This window comes from uncultured Treponema sp., from assembly GCF_945873775.1.
Lineage (GTDB): Bacteria > Spirochaetota > Spirochaetia > Treponematales > Treponemataceae > Treponema_D.
In genome coordinates this window covers 37,541-52,728 of sequence record NZ_CAMCEC010000017.1, presented here as the reverse complement: position 1 = coordinate 52,728, position 15,188 = coordinate 37,541, and the positions used below count along the sequence as shown (strand labels likewise).

Sequence of the window (15,188 nt, the reverse complement as noted above, 5' to 3'; positions counted from 1 at the left end):
TATTGCTCTATTGCTCTATTGCTCTATTGCTCTATTGCTCTATTGCTCTATTGCTCTATTGCTGCAGGCGAAGTATGCGCAAGTTCTAATAGCGAAGAAAATCTAAAAGCATTTACATATAGAAAAAACTCACAATATACGACCCGGTGGGCGCACGTTTTATGTGCGTCCGCCGGGTCGCGCTGTTTTAAATTCAATTCTGCAAACCATATCAGTTGAAAAATAAAATTAAATATAAAAGGAAATGGAGAAGAAAATGAAAAGATTGCTTACAGTTTTGATTGCGGCTTTGCTGCTTGTTCCGGCGTTCGCTCAAACAACAGTAGATGAAGGAAAGCTAGTAAAGACACTGGAAAAGAACAAGGACGAAGACGCGTCCTTTGCGAGCGAGATTGACCTTAGCCGGATGAAAGTGTACAGCGACGGTGAAGTTTCTATTCCGCTTTTTGCAAAAAGCAAGGTCAATATCGTAAGCGACATAGACATGATTGACATAGAAATAAGGATGTCAAATGCAAGAAAAAGCAGGTTTAATGTTTTGTTCAAGGTAAAAGACATCAGAACCAAAACTTATAAAATTACAAGAATTGCAGGAATTGAAACTGCGGCTGAATACAGAAAACGACTTGAGGCGGAAAGAAGGCGGGCGGAAGAAAAGGCTGCGGAGCTTAGAAGGCAGCAAGAAGAAAAAGAAAGGCTTGAAGCCGAAGCTGCGGCAGAGGCTGCAAGAAAAGCAGACCTTAGAAACGCGGTGTTTGTGATTGTAAATCTGGAGCCTGAAAATTTGCCTGGCACAGAAGCTGAATGGATTCCAATCTGTGTAAGAGATAATCTTAGGCTCAATTTGCGAGAGTGCCTTAGAATGAGCCTGATTACTGACACAGAAGTCGAGGCCATGTTTAAAAACGGCAAGGCGCAGGATAAAGCTGAATACGCGCTGTTCACAAAAATTAAAAAGACAGGCGGCGGATATTCTATAAACGCGGAATTCAAAGGGAGCGACGGCACTGTAAACGCAAATGTAAGTTCTGATGAATATCCGTCTGCCGAAGACTTGTTTGCTCCTGGAGGGGCGGCTGATAAAATCTCACTTGCCATTGCTGATTCTCTAAATATTCCTGTGGAAGAGTTTCTGCGCAATATTCTTTTAAACAAAGACTATGAAGGCAATGAGCTTTTTAACACAGGAAACAAGGCGGACTATTTTAACTGGCTGGTTAATGACAGCAGCAACGCTATGGAAAAAATTGGCAGCTCCGGAAAAATAAACGACATTACAGACAGAATCAGAATAAAGAACGACAAGGAGCTGTTCGCTCAAAAGCTCAATGCTGCGGAAAAACAAAAGGCATTGCTTGAAGAGCAGGGCAAGCGCAGGAGCGCAGATGAAGAACTGGATGAAAAGCGCAGCGATGCTCTCAAGGCGCGCAGAGCCAAGATTGAAGAGGCTGTGGCAAAGGCGGCGGCAGGGCGAAAGTCGGATACAGGAATCCGCCTGATTGCAAATATTGAGGCAAAGAAAAAGGCTTTGTCAGAAATCCGGCAGTCCGTGGAAAACGAGTGCATAGAGCTGCATGACAAGATGAAGCTTGACGAGGCGGAGCAGGCCCTTAAGATTCTGGAAGCGGAATGGACTTCTGTAGAAATGAACGACGGACAGCCGACAGAAGCCGCCAAACAGAGAAGAGTGAACAAGGTAAATGCGAACCATACAGCATTGCTTGAGAAATTCTATGCGGACTGCGACGCTGTCTTTCAAAAAACGGCGGCAAGGCAGAACGCGCTTATAAATGACATAAACGCAGACTACAAGAAAATTGCGCAGAGCGGAACATTAAGCAGCGCAGACCATGCGCTTTCAGTGAGCTTTGGCGATTATGACGGCGACAAATACGGCTGGAACGTGGAGCTTTGTGTATACGCTGACGGAATTATGCTGCTTAGCGATACATTTATATTGAAGTATGAAAGCATTGCAGGAAAAAAAGCACCAGACCTTGCGAGCGCGACAGACGCGCAGCTTGCAGAGTATGCTGACAACACAGACTTGTACAGCTCCCTTTTTGCGCGCGGAGTGCCCGTAATAACTGTTGAGGCTGACATAAAAGCCGCGCCTGCTCCAGAGAGCAAGCCGAGTTGCTACACTCTTAATATAGGCGAAGTGCGCGCCATAAATGCCCTAACAGGAAAAGTTGTGCAGAAAGACACTGTTAACAAGCAGGCAGGGCTTGCACTAAAGCCAAGATTTGATATGCGCGGGCTGCACGGCGTTGTTGCGGAAGAAAAGGAAATAGCTCAGAAAGAAGCAGAAAAACAGGCTGTGCTTGAGAAAATAAGACAAGTGCCAGCAGTTTTGCAAAAAGGAATTGCAAAGGCAGATGATTTGATGCTTCCTGTTCCAAATATGCATTATTCAATAATGGCAACAGAAGTTACACAGGAGCTTTATAAGTCTGTTATGGGCGAGAATCCTAGCAACTTCAAGGGAGAAAAGAATCTTCCAGTTGAAAGGGTGAGCTGGTATGACGCTATTGTGTTCTGCAACAGGCTGAGTGTAAAGGAAGGTCTTAAGCCTGTTTATTCAATTGACGGAGTAACCAACGTGTCTATGTGGGGCTATGTTCCGCATAAAGAAAATAGTATTTCTAAGGAAATAAAGTGGGACGAAAAGGCTAACGGCTACCGCCTGCCTACAGTAGAAGAATGGCGGTATGCGGCAAAGGGCGGACAGGAATTCAAGTACAGTGGTAGCGACAACTTGGACGAAGTGGGCTGGTATAGAGAAAACAGCGGAGGAAAAATACATCCTGTGGCGCAGAAAAAGCCTAACGGCTACGGCTTGTATGACATGAACGGCAACGTTTTGGAATGGTGCTGGGATTCCTCCCCAAGCTACAGCTACTCACGCTATTACTGCGGCGGCAGCTGGTTCAACGACGCCGACTACTGCGAGGTGGGCGACAAGGGCTGGGACGACGCCTATAGCACCTACGACCTCATGGGCTTCCGCATTGTCCGCTCTACAGCCAAGTAAAAGGCGAGCTGCGGCGGTGCAGAGCCAGCGTAAAGAGGCGTTAAGCCGAATGGAGCAGGCTCGGAGCAACTGCAGCGAGTTGGGTGCTGTAAAAAAAGATAGATTCCCGCATCGAGTGCGGGAATGACAAATCGTTTTGTCATTATCCAGCTTGACTGGATAATCTTGTGTGGATTTCCTGCATCAAGTGCGGAAATGACACTTGGATATGTGCGGCAGGACACGGAGAGTGAAAATTTATTTTAGGAGTTTATTAAATAAATATACGAGGAGCAAAAAGATGAAAGAAATTAAAATTGAAGGTTCTGCAGTCGCAGGTTTTGTTGACAACATGAAAAACAGCCTTCCAAATGGCTGGAGCTTTTTGGGAATGAAAGATGATGAAACTCATGTAATTTCAGATGACGCAAAATTTTATTACTTTGGTTTGGCTGGTACTGATTTACGTTTTGATTTTGTTTTTAACAGAAGTGAAAATTTACTGCAGCTAACAAATATTGTACATACAGAAACAAAAGAAAAACCGACTTCCAATGAGTACGATGTTCTTGTTGATAAAATTTACAATGAGGTTATTGCTCCGTTGGGAGATTTGAGAATTCATATTATTCAACAGGGAGAGCAGTAATTATGAAATTGAAGTTTATTTTTATCGCTGTAATATCCTCGTTGCTGTCATCTGTGCTATCTGCGGAAGACAGCTTTGAGAAAAGTTTGGAACAGTACAAAAATGTTACATCAGAAAGCCTTTTAGCAGAAAGAGAAAAGAAGCAGATTGCCGTGATATTGAAGGAAAACTTGGACAATACTTTTCTTGATGGCGCACTAGTTGCTGTTCCAGGAAAAAGCTACAGCATACTAAAAACAGAGGTTACACAAGAATTCTATGAATTTGTGATGGGCGAGAATCCTAGTGAATTCAATGGTGAAAAGAATCTTCCTGTGGAATGTGTGAGCTGGTATGACGCTGTTGTATTCTGCAACAAGTTGAGTGTGATGGATGGACTTGTTCCAGTGTATTCCGTTTCAAATAAGACTGATGTGTCTGAATGGGACTATGTTCCACATAAAGGTAATAGCATTTCAAAAGGAGTTGAATGTAATAAGTATGCTAATGGCTACCGCCTGCCTATGCTGGAAGAGTGGCAGTATGCGGCAAAGGGCGGTCAGGAATATGAATTTAGCGGAAGCGATAATCTTAGTGATGTTGGATGGTGGCAATATAATAGTAAATACAAAACTCATCCAGTTGCGCAGAAAAAGCCTAACGGCTATGGCTTGTACGACATGAGTGGCAATGTGTGGGAATGGAGCGATGGAGGTAGTAATTGTGGCGGTGGTTTTAAGATTTTGTACCATGGAGACTATGATGAGCATACCAGTGGCTGTGGAGTGAATAGTAAGCGGAACGATGTCTACAGGAGCAGCGACGTTGGCTTCCGCATTGTCCGCAATATAGATGAGTAAAAAGGACGTACTCTGCACGGTGTTAAACGTAAAATAAATAAACAACATGAAAAATGGAGAAAATTATTTTTATGGAAACAAAATATAAAGACTTATACAAAGTTTATAGTCATTTTTGTAATGAGAAAGGCAAAAGTGATATATCTGGATTTGAGAAAAAAGTTGCGGATGCAGCACTTGAAGACTGGGCGATACTTGCAGACACTAAATTTGCTGTTTCTGCAATTTCACAAGTAAGGCAGATAAAACTTTTCTGCATAATAAAAAACATATTGGGCGGCATTATTCCGTCAGAATATGATGTTGCTCTTATTTTTCATTGTACGGAAAGACAGGCAAAGACAATTATGGAGTCAACTCTTTCAACTTATTCAGAAGAATTGAAAAAAAGCCTTTATGAATCAATAAAAATTTATTTTCAAGATTCTAAGTTAAAAAAAATATCAAAAGATGAAGATGGTTTATATGTGGATATTGATTCTACTTATTTTGTAAAAAAGATTAATGAAGAGCTAAGGCTTAACAAGCCTGATTTTCCTTTAATAAAGAAGCTGAATGATTCAACAAGTTTCTACAAAGTTTCGGCAGAAGTTGTTGCGTACTTTAATGGAGAGGAGAACTAAGAATGGATTCAAAGACAATTGAAATGCTTTCGGTCGTTATAGGTATTTTGACATTTTTTTATGGCTATAAAGATTCTTCTTTTAAGGAACTGATTTCTAAGAAAAACAGTGATATTGCAGGTAATGAAAAAGAAACAAAAGACTTTAAGTCTAAATTGCGGCTGCATATTTTTGATTTTTCTTTATCTGTTTTTATACCTGTCGCTGTGATTTTTATAAGCCTTGTAATCAATTTTTGTAATTCAGACTTTTTGGCGTTGCTAAAATCCGTATTTTCAAATTTAGAAAATACTGTGGTTTTATGTAATTTCATAATTCTTGTTGTGCTAATACTTAATTGCGCCGGCAAATTTTATAAGCTGATAAAAAAATATAGGAGCATAGTAGAAAAATGAAAAGCTTAAAAAAATCTTTTACTTGGGCTGGCGGCCGCAAAAGCGGACTGCCTTTTGCTAGTTCTATTATTTGCGGAATTATACTTCTTGCTGTTCCATTGCAGATTTCATGCTCTGACTCAGGAGACGACAATGGAGATTCAACTATTGAATCAACCTTTGAGGGGGGGCGGATGTTGACAAAAAAAATTCCGGTGAAATAAAACCAAGTGATGGTAAGGATGATTCAAATCCTAGCGAAACAAGGCTGAATATAGACAATTTGATGATTCCTGTTCCAGGGAAGACTTACTCTATCCTGAAAACGGAAGTTACGCAGGAGCTTTATGAGTCTGTTATGGGAGAGAACCCAAGCTATTTCAAGGGAGAAAAGAATCTTCCTGTGGAAGACGTAAACTGGTATGACGCTATTGTGTTCTGCAATGAATTAAGTAAGAAATGCGGTTTGACTCCTGTCTATGCTGTTGATGACAAAACTGAGGCGAAAGAATGGGTGTATGATTCGGAAAATAAAATAATAGGAACTATAAATCAAAATGAAAATGAAAACGGCTACCGCCTGCCAACAGTGGAAGAGTGGCAGTACGCAGCAAAGGGCGGACAGGAATTCAAGTACAGCGGCAGCGATAATATCGATGAAGTGGGCTGGTATAGCGAAAACAGTGAAGGCAAGACACACCCAGTAGCACAGAAAGCTTCTAACGGCTACGGACTGTACGACATGAGCGGCAACGTTTATGAATGGTGCTGGGATTCCGATGGCAATGGGAGCCGCTATGACTGTGGCGGTAGCTGGCGCAACAAGGGCGACCGCTGCGAGGTGAGCAACGGTTACTGGAACGATGTCAACTACACCTACTCCAACTTGGGCTTCCGCGTTGTGCGCAATGCAGGCGAATAATGACAAAAAAACGGCATAAAGCACTGCGGTGTTTTTAATAAATTTAATTTCATTTTAACAAGGAGTAAAAAAATGAAAAGCTTAAAAAAATGTTTTGGTTTTGGTGACGGCCGCAAAAGCGGGCTGTCTTTTGCAATGCTTGCATGCGGAAGCATGATGCTTGTTGCTTCGCTTTGCGCTTCATGTGCCTCTGGCAAGGCTGTTGAGCAGATTGCCATAGAGGACGAGGAGCGGGGAATAAATATGGTTCAGATTCCTGGAGAAAGCTATTGCATAATGGACACAGAAGTTACCCAGGAGATTTACGAGTCTGTTATGGGAGTAAACCCTAGCAACTTCAAGGGCGAAAAAAATCTTCCTGTGGAAAATGTGAGCTGGTATGACGCTGTTAGCTTTTGCAACAAGCTGAGCGAGAAGGAAGGACTTGAGCCTGTGTATTCTTTTGAGGGTGAAACTGATGTAGAAAAATGGTGGAATATGGTTAATAAATGGGACTCTTTCCCAGGAGAAAAAATAAAATGGAATAAAAATGCTAACGGCTACCGCCTGCCTACAGTTGAAGAATGGCAGTATGCGGCAAATGGCGGACAGGCTTTTAAGTACAGCGGCAGTGACAATATCGATGAAGTTGCCTGGAATGGCTTAGTTCGGGACAAAACACATCCAGTTGCACAGAAAAAGGCAAATGGCTACGGCTTGTACGACATGAGCGGCAACGTATGCGAATGGTGCTGGGATTCTGAAGGCTCTAGCTATAATGGCACCTATGGTCGCAGCTACTGTGGCGGTGCCTGGAGTTTTGATTCCAATCGTTGCACGGTGGACTACGAGACTTCCAGTTCTACTGGCCTTAAGGCTGTGTTTTTAGGTTTCCGCGTTGTGCGCAATGCAGATGAGTAAGCTTATTCATTCCCGTGTTAAGCACGGGAATGAAAAGAAAACGGCATAAAACACTGCGGTGTTTTTAATAGATTTAGTTTCATTTTAAAAAGGAGTAAGAAAATGAAGAGCTTGAAAAAATGTTTTAGTTTGGCAGGCGGCCGTAAGAGCGGACTGCCTTTTGCAAGGCTTTTGTGCGCGCTTGTGATGCTTACAGTTCCGCTGACCACTTCGTGTGGGCAGAAAAAGGTTGACGTGCAGAAAGTTCTTGGAAAGGAAAACTACAAGGCTAGCAGTTTGATGATTGCTGTTCCGGGGCAGAATTTTTCTATTCTTGCAACAGAAGTTACACAGGAGCTTTACGAGTCTGTAATGGGCGAGAATCCAAGCGAATTCAAGGGAGAAAAGAATCTTCCTGTAGAAAAAGTGAGCTGGGTTGATGCAGTGTCGTTCTGCAACGAGCTTAGCAAAAAGGAAGGTCTTGACCCTGTCTATTCTATTAATGGAGTAACCAATGTGTATAGGTGGGGCGTAGGAAATGATATTTCTGAGAAAATAGAGTGGGACGAAGAGGCTAATGGTTACCGCCTGCCTACACTGGAGGAATGGCAATATGCAGCAAAAGGCGGACAGGAATTCAAGTACAGCGGAAGCGACAATCTGGACGAAGTGGGCTGGTATGTCGAAAACAGCGATAGAAAGACTCATCCTGTAGCGCAGAAAAAGCCTAACGGCTACGGACTTTACGACATGAGCGGCAATGTTTGGGAATGGTGCTGGGATTCCGACCCATACGGCAGCTACGATCGCTATTTCTGCGGAGGCAGCTGGAACTACGGCGCCAACTACTGCGAGGTGGACAACGGGGGCTGGCTCGACGCCTGTAGCACCTACAACAGCCAGGGCTTCCGCATTGTCCGCTCCACAGGCAAGTAATAGGCGAGCTGTAGCGGTGCAGAGCCAGTGTAATGAGGCGTTAAGCCGAATGGAGCAGGCTCGGAGCAGCTGTAGCGAGCAGGCGCTGTTGTAAAAAAAACAGATTCCCGCATCGAGTGCGGGAATGACAAATTCGCAAGAGTGTGAATGTCATATAAGCAAGCCTTGTAATGTTGTATGTCATTCCCCGGCTTGACCGGGGAATCTATGTGGAGGAGAATTTATGGCTTTATTGACTCAGTTCATGACGTTTTTTGTAAGTCCTTTCAGCGAGCCGTCCAGCCACGCGGAGCTTAACAACTTTCTTAAGTCCCGCCGCATAATAAATGTGGAAAAAAGGCTTATAGACGGCGAGCGGGGCACTGGCTGGGTATTCCTTGTGGAGTATTCGGACAATGAGGGCGCAAAGCAGTCTTACACAATGAGCGCAAAAGTTGACTGGCGCGATGTGTTAAATCCCAGTCAGTTTGCAGTGTATGACCTGCTCCGCAAAAAACGCAAGGAAATCGGCGAAAGAACAAAAATTCCCCTTTACGGAATCTTGAGCAACGAGCAGCTTGCGCTTATGGCGCAGAATCCGCCAAAGAAAAAAGAGGACTTCATAAAGATAAAAGGAGTGAGCGAGCAAAAATACAAGCAGTTCGGAGAAGAGTTTCTAGAAACAATAAAGTCAGCAATGCTTTTAGCGGAACAGGCGGAAAACATTGCTGCGGCGGCTGGGCAGACTGAGTCAGCTTCAGAAAAGTAGGCGGCTGACAGCGTAAAAGCAGATTCCGCTGAAAATAAAAATCAGCTGGATATATTCTAGGAGGTCGAATGCCGAGTGTCATTATCGGGCTTGACCCTGCGATGTTTCTAAAAGAAACTCGTTTGATAATCTATTGCAAATAAAAAAACAGATTGTCGTATCAAGTACGACAATGACAATGAGCTTTAAATATTTAGGAGTAAGCCTCTGGAAAAGTTTTCGGCTGGGATTCCAACCCAAACAACAGCAACAAACGCTATAACTGCGGAGGCAGCTGGAACAACAACGCCAACAACTGCGAGGTGGGCAACAAGGACTGGAACAACGCCTATAACACCAACAACAACCAGGGCTTCCGCATTGTCCGCTCTTCCTCCAGCTCCGCAATAAACATGATTTGTCAATTTTGCGGAACCGGCTTATTCCTGTAAACGCAGTGTTTACGAACAGTTTTTTGCCGTGCTGTGCTGGTAGCGGTAAGAATAGACGCGAACGCTCTGCAGGGCCTCTTTTTATGAAACGTGCTGGAAATTTATTTGAGTGGATTACAGACTTTAACAATCTTAGGGCGGCTTACCTGAAGGCTGTTAAAGGCAAGCGGTTTTCAAATACAGCTTTGATTTTTGACTTAAAGGCTGATGAGAATCTTTGCAGAATAAAAAAGGAGCTTGAAAGTGGAACATACAGAATTGGAAACTACCGCCAGTTCAAAATCTACGACCCCAAGGAGCGGACTATAACTGCCGCAAGCTTTGAGGACAGGATTGTGCACCACGCAATAATGAATGTGCTTGAGCCGGTCTTTGAGAGGCAGTTTATTTTCCATACCTACGCCTGCAGAAAACAAAAGGGCACGCATAGAGCTGTTCAGTATGCGTTTAAAAAGGCAGGAAGCTGCAAGTATTTTCTAAAGCTCGATGTTCGTAAATATTTTGACTCGATTCCGCACAAAAGGCTTAAGGAGCTTCTTTTTAGAATTATAAAGGACAGAAAATGTCTGGCGCTGCTCTTTGAGATTATAGATTCCTACAGCGTTTCAGACGGCCGCGGGCTTCCGATTGGAAACCTTACGAGCCAGTTTTTCGCGAACTATTATCTTTCGCCGCTTGACCATTTTGTGCTGGAAAAGCTAAAGCCAAAAGGATATGCGCGCTACATGGACGACATTGCTGTTTTTTCGGATTCAAAGAGCGCGCTAAAGAATATTCTTGACGAAATGCAGAAGTTCACAGCTCCGTTCTCGCTTTTTTTCAAGCAGCCGGTGATTAACTCATGCAGAAATGGCGTTCCGTTCTTGGGGTATTCAGTTTCAGACAAAAGAATTTCGCTGCTGAACAGAACACGCAGAAGAAAGGAGAGAAAGGCAAGGCGGCTGGTGTATGAGTTCAATCATGGGTTGATTGATGAGGAGAAATTTGCGGACAGGATAAACTGCATGGAAATTGCAGTGGTTTGATAGGAAAAAAACGTGCGGATTTGTTGAATTCCGTATGTTTTTAATAGATTCAATTTCATTTTAAAAAGGAGTAAGAAAATGAAGAATGTAAAAGAGTATTTGAACAAGGCTGGCGGCCTTATAAACAGGCTGCCTTTTGTAAATCTTGCGGAAAAGTATTTGGGCAAGGTTTCTGCCTTAAAAAAGGTTATTCCGTATGCGAATTATATTGCCTGCGGTGCGGCGGTTTTAATTGTTTTTGCGGTTGTCAGCGGCATTGTTGCGCCGGGAATGAAATTCAACAAGTGGATAAAGGGCATTGAGGGTGCTTATGAGGAGCAGACCAGCAATTTTAAGTCTGTTGACTTTATGGGCGAGTACAGCAAGGCTCTTGATGAAGCTGTTTCCCAGATGAATGAATGTTCAGACGACAGAAAAGGCCTTGAAGAGCTAAGAGAGAATAAAAAAGACTATCTTAAGCAGATTTCAGCTGTTTACAGTAAGCTTAATTCAAAGACAGATGACTTCACGGAAAGCTTTTCCGCAAAAATGAATGCGGTGGGCAACCCGAACTTTAAGATGTCGAACAAGATGATAAAAGAGTACCAAGACAAGCTTGCAAAGCTTGTTCCTGCCTCTTCTGACTTGATGGAAAATTATTTCACAATAAACTCAGAAATATATGACGACTTCTGCGGCAAGTTTGAAGAAAAGTATGCTGAAAAGCTCAATAAAATATGCGATGCAATAAAGGAAGCCGACAGGCAGGCATATTTTAGCTACCTAAAAAGAACGCTGCCTGGAAAATGGAGATTTGACGACAGCAAGGACGACAGAAAAGGCTTTGCGGAGCTTGTCTTCAAAGGCGACGGAGCGTCCGGAGAGTTTTCTTATTACTATCATAAAGATTTCGGCACAGAAATAGATTTAAATCCTATGGATCTTTTTAGCTATCATATAAACGAATTTGGACAGCCGCGGGTCGGAAAACTGATAGAACTGCCAGAGGAAGAGTTTAAATATTCCGGCACATATACAATGCCTGAAAATACTGCATATCTAAAGATTAACTCTGCTTCTAGCAAAAATACGCCAGAAAAGAAAGCAGGAGAGTCATTGCAGTCCCGTGTAAGCTTTGAAGATTCAAACACCCTTTATTTTGACGGAAAAATGTTCAAGCGCGCTAGAAGATAGAAACTGATCCGTGCAAAAAGAAATTCCTGTGCCGCAGCACAGGAAAAAACTAGGCTAATCATTGCAGTTGCAATATTAACTTTTTTCCAAGCACATTTGCAGCTTTTGTCAAAGTTGCAAGGGTTACAGAATCATTATATGGATTCAAGAGCCGGTCCAATGCGGCACGAGAAGTAGACATTTTTTTTGCCATTTCTGTTTTGTTTATATTCTGTTTTTGCATTTCTTCAAGCAAATTATATGAAATAAGTCTTTTTATTGCCTCATTTTTTACTTCTGTAGCAATTCCTTCTTCTTCGAGAAAATCATCAAAAGAACTTCCTGCATATGTATTATTCATTTTTGGCCTCCTAAAACTAAGTTCCTTCGTTTCTTGCCCAATTCCATATCATCTTTTGGAGTTTTTTGGGTTTTCTTTATAAACGCATGAAGCAATATCATTTTGCTTCCGTTTATTGTGAACATCACTCGGCAAATTCTTTTGTCAGAAATATCTGAGCGAACCTCCCATAAATTAGTATCAAGTTTCCTTACTGCTGGATATCCAACCGGCCAAGACATTTCCACAGCCATAATATCCGCCCCCACAGATTTTTTATCTTCTAGAGACAGTCCTTTTAGGAAATCCCGCACAGGCTCATTGTTTTGTTCTGTTTTGAAAAATTCTGCTTTTATTTTCTTCTGGATTTCCATATTTTGAATGTATCATAATTGATACGCTTCGTCAAATAAAAAAGACGGTTTTGGTTCCCTGTGGCAAATGATTAGTTACTGGTTAACACTGCATTACCATGCTGTTTTATGATTGTGCAGTCCCGTGTAAGCTTTGAAGATTCAAGCACCCTCTATTTTGACGGAAAAATGTTCAAGCGCGCTAGAAGATAGAAACTGATTTGTGCAAAAAGAAATTCCCGTGCCGCTTGCACGGGAAAAAACTAGGCTAATCAATAAATATTATAATATTTTTCGATTAGGCAGCAATTATCTAGCTTGTCTGGATAATCTTATAGCAGGCAATGACACTGCGGCTTTAGCTTTGCGGAGATTATATTGATATTCTCGTTTTTCTTGGAATTGAATAATAACAAAATAAACGGTATATTATAAAAACAATTTTTTTAAGGAACGGAATCATGGCGGAAAAATTTGACTACAAGAAAGCTGGCGTTGATGTTAATGAGGGCTACAAGGCTGTTGACAAATACAAGAAGCAGTCTGAGCGTGCAAGAATCCCTGGTCAGCTGACCGAGCTTGGCGCATTCAATGGAATGTTTGCAGTTCCAAAGAATATGAAGAATCCTGTTATGGTTTCTGGAACAGATGGAGTTGGAACAAAGCTGGACATTGCTTTTCAGATGGGAATCTATGATACAGTTGGAATTGACTGTGTTGCAATGAGCGTTAACGACATTCTTTGCAGCGGCGTAAAGACTTCATTTTTCCTTGATTATATTGCCTGCGGAAAGCTTGATTCAAAGGTTGCCGGCGAGCTTGTAAAAGGCGTAACTGACGGCTGCGTAGATGCGGGCTGCGCTCTTCTTGGCGGCGAAACTGCTGAAATGCCAGGTTTTTACGATGACGGAAAATATGATCTGGCTGGCTTTGGAGTTGGCGTTGCAGATAAAGCTGACATTATTAATGGAAGCAAAATAAAAGAGGGCGATGTTTTAATCGGTCTTTCTTCTACTGGTCCTCATTCAAACGGATACTCTTTAATAAGAAAGCTTGTTACAGATTTTGAAGAGAAAATTACAATCGGCGGAAAAGAAAGAAAAATCGGAGAAGTTCTTCTTACTCCTACACGCATTTATGTGCGCCCGGTTATGGATGTTTTGAGCAAATTCCGTTCTAGTGTTCATGGAATGGTTCACGTTACAGGCGGCGGATTTTATGAGAATGTTCCGCGTATGTTCCCTCATGCAAAAGAAGGCAAAAAGCAGCTCATTGCAATGATAAAAAAAGATTCTTGGGAAGTTCCAGAGATTTTTGATGAGCTTATAAAGCGCGGCGCGGATCCGGAAAATGTTTTCTCAACTTTCAATATGGGAATTGGATTTGTTCTTGCGGTAAGCAAAAAGGACGCTGCGGAAATCCTAAAGAGGTTCAATGCAAACGCAAAGAAATTCGCTGTAAAAGGCGCTCCTGTTATGAAAGCCTATGAAATTGGATACGTTGGCCACACTGACAAAGTTATCAAGGGCGAATTCAAGGGCAGCAAGGAAATGACACAGTTCTATGTTTAAGACTGCTGTTTTAGTTTCTGGCGGAGGAACAAACCTTCAATCTCTTATAGACTATCAGAAGTCTCATGCGGACTGTCCTTACAAGATTGACGTTGTTATTTCAAGCACAAAAAATGCCTATGCGCTTGAGCGTGCAAAAACTGCCGGAATTGACTGCGTTGTAAAAAGTCCGTTTTCCGTGATGGGAAAAGAAGCTGCGCAAAAAGCTTCACGTGAAGAAAAAAATGCTGCGGTTTCTGATGCTATTCTTGAAGAGTGCAAGCTCCGCGGAATTGACGGAATTGTTCTTGCAGGCTACTTGAGCGTTTTGCAGGGAAATATAATTCAGGAATATAAGAATAAAATTATAAACCTTCATCCGGCTCTTTTGCCTAAGTTCGGCGGAGTGGGGATGTGGGGGCATAATGTCCACGAGGCTGTTATTGACGCAAAGGAAAAAGAAAGCGGCTGCACTGTTCATCTTGTGGATGGCGGCTGCGATACAGGAAAAATTCTTGTGCAGAAAAAAGTTCCTGTAATGCCCGGCGACACTCCAGATTCCTTGTATGAAAGAATTGCTCCGAATGAACATAAGGCCATTATTGAAGGTCTTCTTATGCTTTGCTTCGGCAAGCTCTAGGACTTTACTAAGTCTTTTATTACTTCTCCTGCTATAATCAAGCCGGCTGCGGACGGCACAAATGATGTGCTTCCGGGAGCTGGTCTGCCTGCTGTTCCTTTTGTTTCCGCGGAACTGTCATATATTATTTTTACAGGCTCTTCTTTTGAATACACAACTTTAAGCTTTTTAATTCCGCGTTCTTTTAAGGCTTTTCGCATTGCCCGGGCAAGAGGACAGACGCTGGTTTTGTAAATATCCGAAACTTCAAGCTGTGTGGGATCGATTTTGTTTCCGGCTCCCATGCAGCTGATTATTTTTGTTCCGCATTTTTGTGCTTCTTCTGCAAGCGCGATTTTTCCTGCGACTGTGTCAATTGCATCTATTATATAGTCGTAGCTTGAAAAGTCGAATGTGTCTTTTGTTTCCTGCGTGAAAAAAACTTTGTGGGTTTTAACTTCTGCCTGCGGGTTTATTTCAAGGATTCGCTCCTTTGCAACGTCAACTTTGTAAAGTCCTATTGTTTTATGCGTGGCTATAATCTGGCGGTTTATGTTTGTAAGGCTTACAGTGTCGCTGTCAATTAAATCAAAGCTGCCGATTCCGCTTCTTGCCAAGGCTTCAACTGCGTAGCCGCCCACTCCGCCTATTCCGAACACTGCGACTTTTGAGCGGTTCAGTTTTTCAATTCCTGCCTTGCCGAAAATAAGTTCTGAGCGTGAAAACTGGTTCATG

General features: G+C 42.5%; 18 protein-coding genes. 13 read left to right on the top strand and 5 right to left on the bottom strand.

The window, feature by feature from the left end; translation table 11 throughout:
- Nucleotides 1-256 precede the first annotated feature (256 nt).
- The 4 genes from Q0N70_RS08885 (at nt 257) to Q0N70_RS08870 (ending at nt 5,124) form a co-directional block, all read left to right on the top strand.
- Nucleotides 257-3,034 carry an SUMF1/EgtB/PvdO family nonheme iron enzyme gene (locus tag Q0N70_RS08885; RefSeq protein WP_294015938.1) on the top strand — a complete coding sequence of 926 codons (2,778 nt, stop codon included), beginning with the start codon at nt 257-259 and terminating at the stop codon, nt 3,032-3,034.
- 280 nt (nt 3,035-3,314) lie between these two features.
- Nucleotides 3,315-3,662, top strand: coding sequence for a hypothetical protein (locus Q0N70_RS08880; protein WP_294015937.1), 348 nt, complete (start codon nt 3,315-3,317; stop codon nt 3,660-3,662).
- A 2-nt stretch (nt 3,663-3,664) separates the two neighbouring features.
- Nucleotides 3,665-4,501 carry an SUMF1/EgtB/PvdO family nonheme iron enzyme gene (locus tag Q0N70_RS08875; protein WP_294015936.1) on the top strand — a complete coding sequence of 279 codons (837 nt, stop codon included), beginning with the start codon at nt 3,665-3,667 and terminating at the stop codon, nt 4,499-4,501.
- Between the two features lie 71 nt (nt 4,502-4,572).
- A complete protein-coding gene (locus Q0N70_RS08870; protein ID WP_294015935.1) occupies nt 4,573-5,124 on the top strand; it encodes a hypothetical protein in 552 nt (183 codons plus the stop codon).
- A 64-nt stretch (nt 5,125-5,188) separates the two neighbouring features.
- Here Q0N70_RS08870 and Q0N70_RS08865 read toward each other — a convergent pair whose 3' ends face one another.
- Entirely contained in the window at nt 5,189-5,437 is a 249-nt protein-coding gene (locus Q0N70_RS08865; protein WP_294015934.1) for a hypothetical protein, read from the bottom strand.
- Between the two features lie 78 nt (nt 5,438-5,515).
- On the opposite strand from Q0N70_RS08865, the gene Q0N70_RS08860 reads away from it, so the two are divergent.
- From Q0N70_RS08860 to Q0N70_RS08840, 5 genes are all read left to right on the top strand, one after another.
- Nucleotides 5,516-5,722: a hypothetical protein gene (locus Q0N70_RS08860; protein WP_294015933.1), complete on the top strand. Its 207-nt coding sequence runs from the start codon at nt 5,516-5,518 to the stop codon at nt 5,720-5,722.
- A 62-nt stretch (nt 5,723-5,784) separates the two neighbouring features.
- Complete coding sequence (locus Q0N70_RS08855; protein WP_294015931.1) at nt 5,785-6,420, top strand: formylglycine-generating enzyme family protein; 636 nt, start codon at nt 5,785-5,787, stop codon at nt 6,418-6,420.
- A gap of 72 nt (nt 6,421-6,492) precedes the next feature.
- Nucleotides 6,493-7,320, top strand: coding sequence for an SUMF1/EgtB/PvdO family nonheme iron enzyme (locus Q0N70_RS08850; protein ID WP_294015929.1), 828 nt, complete (start codon nt 6,493-6,495; stop codon nt 7,318-7,320).
- 102 nt (nt 7,321-7,422) lie between these two features.
- A complete protein-coding gene (locus tag Q0N70_RS08845; protein ID WP_294015927.1) occupies nt 7,423-8,235 on the top strand; it encodes a formylglycine-generating enzyme family protein in 813 nt (270 codons plus the stop codon).
- Nucleotides 8,236-8,458: 223 nt separating this feature from the next.
- Nucleotides 8,459-8,983: an HRDC domain-containing protein gene (locus tag Q0N70_RS08840; protein WP_294015925.1), complete on the top strand. Its 525-nt coding sequence runs from the start codon at nt 8,459-8,461 to the stop codon at nt 8,981-8,983.
- Between the two features lie 185 nt (nt 8,984-9,168).
- Here the strand turns inward: Q0N70_RS08840 and Q0N70_RS08835 are convergent, their stop codons facing one another.
- Nucleotides 9,169-9,387, bottom strand: a complete 219-nt coding sequence (locus Q0N70_RS08835; protein WP_294015923.1) for a hypothetical protein — start codon at nt 9,385-9,387, stop codon at nt 9,169-9,171.
- 110 nt (nt 9,388-9,497) lie between these two features.
- Between Q0N70_RS08835 and Q0N70_RS08830 the strand changes: the two genes are divergently transcribed.
- A complete protein-coding gene (locus Q0N70_RS08830; protein WP_294015921.1) occupies nt 9,498-10,439 on the top strand; it encodes a reverse transcriptase/maturase family protein in 942 nt (313 codons plus the stop codon).
- Between the two features lie 78 nt (nt 10,440-10,517).
- Nucleotides 10,518-11,612, top strand: a complete 1,095-nt coding sequence (locus Q0N70_RS08825; protein WP_294015920.1) for a hypothetical protein — start codon at nt 10,518-10,520, stop codon at nt 11,610-11,612.
- Between the two features lie 58 nt (nt 11,613-11,670).
- On the opposite strand, the gene Q0N70_RS08820 is transcribed toward Q0N70_RS08825, so the two are convergent.
- Entirely contained in the window at nt 11,671-11,952 is a 282-nt protein-coding gene (locus tag Q0N70_RS08820) for a helix-turn-helix transcriptional regulator (protein WP_294015919.1), read from the bottom strand.
- Entirely contained in the window at nt 11,949-12,305 is a 357-nt protein-coding gene (locus Q0N70_RS08815; RefSeq protein ID WP_294015918.1) for a type II toxin-antitoxin system RelE/ParE family toxin, read from the bottom strand. Before Q0N70_RS08815 ends, Q0N70_RS08820 begins: the two co-directional genes overlap by 4 nt.
- A 440-nt stretch (nt 12,306-12,745) precedes the next feature.
- On the opposite strand from Q0N70_RS08815, the gene purM reads away from it, so the two are divergent.
- Nucleotides 12,746-13,855 carry a phosphoribosylformylglycinamidine cyclo-ligase gene (gene purM, locus Q0N70_RS08810; protein ID WP_294015917.1) on the top strand — a complete coding sequence of 370 codons (1,110 nt, stop codon included), beginning with the start codon at nt 12,746-12,748 and terminating at the stop codon, nt 13,853-13,855.
- Entirely contained in the window at nt 13,848-14,474 is a 627-nt protein-coding gene (purN, locus tag Q0N70_RS08805; protein WP_294015916.1) for a phosphoribosylglycinamide formyltransferase, read from the top strand. The genes purM and purN overlap by 8 nt, the downstream gene beginning before the upstream one ends.
- Here the strand turns inward: purN and Q0N70_RS08800 are convergent.
- Complete coding sequence (locus tag Q0N70_RS08800; protein WP_294015915.1) at nt 14,471-15,187, bottom strand: tRNA threonylcarbamoyladenosine dehydratase; 717 nt, start codon at nt 15,185-15,187, stop codon at nt 14,471-14,473. The two genes, purN and Q0N70_RS08800, sit on opposite strands and share 4 nt — an antisense overlap.
- Between the last annotated feature and the right edge of the window lies 1 nt (nt 15,188).

Excerpts from the sequence above, each read along its gene's own strand:
- Q0N70_RS08830 (WP_294015921.1), top strand. The coding sequence starts at position 9,498 with ATGAAACGTGCTGGAAATTTATTTGAGTGGATTACAGACTTTAACAAT.
- Q0N70_RS08870 (WP_294015935.1), top strand. The coding sequence starts at position 4,573 with ATGGAAACAAAATATAAAGACTTATACAAAGTTTATAGTCATTTTTGT.
- Q0N70_RS08885 (WP_294015938.1), top strand. The coding sequence starts at position 257 with ATGAAAAGATTGCTTACAGTTTTGATTGCGGCTTTGCTGCTTGTTCCG.
- Q0N70_RS08850 (WP_294015929.1), top strand. The coding sequence starts at position 6,493 with ATGAAAAGCTTAAAAAAATGTTTTGGTTTTGGTGACGGCCGCAAAAGC.
- Q0N70_RS08875 (WP_294015936.1), top strand. The coding sequence starts at position 3,665 with ATGAAATTGAAGTTTATTTTTATCGCTGTAATATCCTCGTTGCTGTCA.
- Q0N70_RS08860 (WP_294015933.1), top strand. The coding sequence starts at position 5,516 with ATGAAAAGCTTAAAAAAATCTTTTACTTGGGCTGGCGGCCGCAAAAGC.
- Q0N70_RS08855 (WP_294015931.1), top strand. The coding sequence starts at position 5,785 with ATGATTCCTGTTCCAGGGAAGACTTACTCTATCCTGAAAACGGAAGTT.
- Q0N70_RS08880 (WP_294015937.1), top strand. The coding sequence starts at position 3,315 with ATGAAAGAAATTAAAATTGAAGGTTCTGCAGTCGCAGGTTTTGTTGAC.
- purM (WP_294015917.1), top strand. The coding sequence starts at position 12,746 with ATGGCGGAAAAATTTGACTACAAGAAAGCTGGCGTTGATGTTAATGAG.
- Q0N70_RS08845 (WP_294015927.1), top strand. The coding sequence starts at position 7,423 with ATGAAGAGCTTGAAAAAATGTTTTAGTTTGGCAGGCGGCCGTAAGAGC.
- Q0N70_RS08820 (WP_294015919.1), bottom strand. The coding sequence starts at position 11,952 with ATGAATAATACATATGCAGGAAGTTCTTTTGATGATTTTCTCGAAGAA.
- Q0N70_RS08865 (WP_294015934.1), bottom strand. The coding sequence starts at position 5,437 with ATGAAATTACATAAAACCACAGTATTTTCTAAATTTGAAAATACGGAT.
- purN (WP_294015916.1), top strand. The coding sequence starts at position 13,848 with ATGTTTAAGACTGCTGTTTTAGTTTCTGGCGGAGGAACAAACCTTCAA.
- Q0N70_RS08840 (WP_294015925.1), top strand. The coding sequence starts at position 8,459 with ATGGCTTTATTGACTCAGTTCATGACGTTTTTTGTAAGTCCTTTCAGC.
- Q0N70_RS08825 (WP_294015920.1), top strand. The coding sequence starts at position 10,518 with ATGAAGAATGTAAAAGAGTATTTGAACAAGGCTGGCGGCCTTATAAAC.
- Q0N70_RS08815 (WP_294015918.1), bottom strand. The coding sequence starts at position 12,305 with ATGGAAATCCAGAAGAAAATAAAAGCAGAATTTTTCAAAACAGAACAA.
- Q0N70_RS08800 (WP_294015915.1), bottom strand. The coding sequence starts at position 15,187 with ATGAACCAGTTTTCACGCTCAGAACTTATTTTCGGCAAGGCAGGAATT.